The following is a 3,376-nucleotide window of genomic DNA, read 5'->3' on the forward strand; positions in this document are numbered from 1 at the left end:
AGATCATTGCCAGCCACGACAGCGATCCCACCGCACCTACTGGCGCAGCCCACCGAAACGGCTCCTCGATCTTGATTGGGCAGATGTGATTTCGCCGTCAGTGGACGTGTCGTTGCAGTAAGACGGGCTCATTTGGGAACATATTTGGGAACAAAACGCATCGAAACCGCCCAGAACCCAGAGGTCGCAGGTTCGAATCCTGTCCCCGCTACCAGCGGAAATGACCCCAGAGGTGTGACCTCTGGGGTCATTTTCATGCCGCGTGGACACGTATTTGGACACATTAGCTAGTCTTACTAGTTAACTAGCTATCGTCTCAATCTCCTGGATCCGACCATTTGCCGATGATGATTGCGGCGGCCTGCTCTGCAGCGTCTCGATCGTCGTTTGCCAAAACGCGGTTTCCGCGAGTTCTTCGTTAAGTCGCACGGCGCGCTGCAGGACTTCGACAGCTTCATCGAGGCGGCTCACCGTCCCTAGGGCACCGCCATCGAAGGTTGAGCGCACGGACGAAACATCGGCACGCAACGCCGCGAGACGTACTGCGCCGATGCTGTGTGTTTGCCCGAGACGGCTCAGCTGTCAGTTCGGCAGGTGCAGTACCGGAACCGACAGGCCAGGGGCGTTGGCCAGTCGGCCATCATCAGAAAGGAGGTCGGCGCCAAGATGCGCGGCAAGCGCCACGTATACCGCGTCGGCGAAGGTGACGTTGGCGCGTAGTCGCCATGCGTCGGCGAACAACCCACGCACCTGGGTGGCGCGCAGCGGCCAGCCCATCAGCGCATCGATGGCCTGATCGATCTGCCCCCGTGTCAGGATGCAGTTCAGGTCCCATCGGCGCAGCACCGCGCCGCACTCCACGAAGAACAGCTCGGGCACCCAGGGCACTGCGTCGGCGGGCAACAACGTCCGTAGCGCTCGCCCGCGAAGCGTATCGGCTGCCAGCTCGACGCCAGCGGAGGCGTCGATGACGACTGGGTTCACACCTCGCCAGCGGCGCGTGCTTCGGCGAGACTGTTAGCAGCCCGTACCCCGGGATCGACCGGTTCCCCCGCCTGACGACGGTCAAGCCACGCGGTGAAAGACTCCGGCGTGATCTCATCATCGGGGTTGAGGACCACCACGGCCGGGTCGGACGGGGTATCAGGGAGGTCAGCCACGAACTCCATTCTATCGATCTGCACGAATGCAGCGACAGTGTGGAGGCGGATACCCGAGCACGTGTCGGAACACGGTACGTCGCGGATGGATATCAGCGGTTACGCATGCTAGGCGAGTTCTGTTCCAATGCGAGTATCGCGCACCACATAAACCGCAGCTCACGGACGGGTTTTCGAGTCGAGATTCCGGGCTTGCATCACATACGCACCACTTCACTGGTGTTGTGCACTGCTAGGCGGGCGGCGGAAGATCGCGGCAGCGCGCCTCAGCGGCGAACTCGACCGCTTCACAGAGGATCTCGTTTTCGTCGCTCACGACGACTACGAGCCGCAAACGGCGCGTGCACTGCTGGCACACCTGCATCTCGCCGATGCGCCGGGCGAGTTGACCGCACCAGCCGCGCACAGCGCGGCGGCGACCCACCACAGCTCGTAGAAGCGGGTGGGTTCGCCGGTGACCGCTGGGCACAAACGCGATAGCGCGAGGAGGCGGTTATTGGTGTGAGCGTAGCTTCTCCGCGAAGCGATGAATGGCTTCGTCGGCATGCTGTTGTATTGCGGGGTCGCAGAAGTCGGCGACGATCTCCGACTGATCCACTAGGGGCCCGGTGACGGCGCCCGGTCGGCTGGCGTAGAACACGCCGCTGCGCAACTGTTCGTCGGTGAGTCCATCGACCAGCCGCTGGGCGCCCTTCTCCAACTGGTGTCCGACCCCCAGCGCGGGAAGGACGTAGGGCAACAGAAGATGATTCATCAAGGTCCGAGTGACGGGGCCCATGTCGCGCAATGCTTCCGTTCCCGCGGTGTTGCCCGGGCTCACAGTGAGCAGCCGCAGGCCGGGATGCTTTCGCGCCAGTGCCGACATCCACAACGCACCAAGGTATTTCACCTGTCCGTAAGCGAGAAACGGGGTGAATTTCCGCTGCTCGAAGAACGAACCGTCGATGACGCTGACGAACTCCTCCACCGAGTGGTTCGCGAACGTGGGCCGCGGCATCCGCATCATGGGAACACCGCGCGCGGCTTCGCTGCCCACGAGTACCGCGGTATTGGTTAATGCCCCGGCGTCGATGAGATTCTCAAGCAGTACAACGTGGCCCAGTACGTTGGAACCGAAGACCTGCGTGACGCGATCAGCGGTGAGCGCCAGCGGTGTTGGGCCGCCGGTGCCGCCGGCGTTCATGACTACCGAATGCAGTTCGCCATCCAAGGTGCTCAGCGCTGACCTCACCGAGTCCAAATCGGTCAGGTCCATTCGAATTACCGTGAAGATGGACCTGCCCGTGATGCGCTCCAGCTCGGCGGCCGCGGACCGCCCGCTGTCTGCGTTGCGACACGCCAGATAGATCCTGTCGAAATCGCCGGCAAGAGCGAGTTGCCGCGCCACCTCCTTGCCGAGCCCAACGTTGGCACCGGTGATCAGAACCGCCTTGGAAGACGTCGCAGCCATGCTGTTATTCCTTTCGATGAAGACTTCGTGCCGGCAGCCCAGGAGAGGGCTGGCCCGGCAGCCAAAGCTGGTCACCCGGCTTCGTCATTATGTATGGGAGGCTTCATTGGCGTACACATATTTTGTATCCTATGCTACATAATCACGCTGAGATGCTGATGTCAACCGTTAGGTCGTCCGGCGTAGATGGCTGTTGCTACTATTCAATACGCTGTAGTGGAGCGTATTTCGATGATCCTTCGAAAGGACTAGACGCACCGCGGCGAAGCAGCGCCGTAACGGCGGCAGCATAAATTCCATCGTTTTCTGTAGTGCAGGCTTCATAATTGTGTCGCGGTCGAGATACACTGACTTCCAGGTTGCCGCAAGCGGGTCCGCGCAGAACGGCGGGTAAGTCCATGTCGGGTCGCGGCGCCACGAGCACGACGCACGAGAACGCCGAACAGGATCAGACGAATCGGAGGGGGGATCAGGTCAGCGGGGCCCGCAGCGACGGATCTCGCCAGACCTGGCCAAAGTGATGGCAGCGAACGAATCGGTCACCGAGCCGCAACGGCTCACCCCCAAGGGACGGGCCACGCGGGAGCGGATCGTGGCGACAGCAGCGCAACTGATGTACGACCACGGTGTCGCCGGCACGAGTCTTGGCGACGTCCAGAAGGCGGCGGGCGTTGGTCCTTCGCAGGTGTATCACTACTTCGGGGACAAGGAATCCTTGATCAGGGCCGTCATCGCCCACCGCATCCACGCTCTTCTCGCAACGCTC

Annotated in this window: 4 protein-coding genes; 1 reads left to right on the top strand and 3 read right to left on the bottom strand. The window is 61.9% G+C overall.

The annotated features are described in order from the left end of the window. Positions 1-582: 582 nt before the first annotated feature. From VKI00_RS00405 to VKI00_RS00415, 3 genes are all read right to left on the bottom strand, one after another. Positions 583-984, bottom strand: a complete 402-nt coding sequence (locus VKI00_RS00405; protein WP_324434402.1) for a type II toxin-antitoxin system VapC family toxin — start codon at positions 982-984, stop codon at positions 583-585. Beyond that, on the bottom strand, positions 981-1,160 hold the full coding sequence (locus tag VKI00_RS00410) for a hypothetical protein (RefSeq protein WP_324434403.1): 180 nt from the start codon (positions 1,158-1,160) through the stop codon (positions 981-983). The genes VKI00_RS00405 and VKI00_RS00410 overlap by 4 nt, the downstream gene beginning before the upstream one ends. Positions 1,161-1,653: 493 nt before the next feature. Continuing rightward, entirely contained in the window at positions 1,654-2,610 is a 957-nt protein-coding gene (locus VKI00_RS00415; RefSeq protein WP_324434404.1) for an SDR family NAD(P)-dependent oxidoreductase, read from the bottom strand. Between the two features lie 520 nt (positions 2,611-3,130). Between VKI00_RS00415 and VKI00_RS00420 the strand changes: the two genes are divergently transcribed. Beyond that, positions 3,131-3,376, top strand: a 246-nt coding sequence (locus VKI00_RS00420) for a TetR/AcrR family transcriptional regulator (RefSeq protein ID WP_324434405.1), incomplete at its 3' end; no start/stop codon positions are given.

This window comes from Mycobacterium sp., from assembly GCF_035314665.1.
Taxonomy (GTDB): domain Bacteria; phylum Actinomycetota; class Actinomycetes; order Mycobacteriales; family Mycobacteriaceae; genus Mycobacterium.

Excerpts from the sequence above, each read along its gene's own strand:
- VKI00_RS00415 (WP_324434404.1), bottom strand. The coding sequence starts at position 2,610 with ATGGCTGCGACGTCTTCCAAGGCGGTTCTGATCACCGGTGCCAACGTT.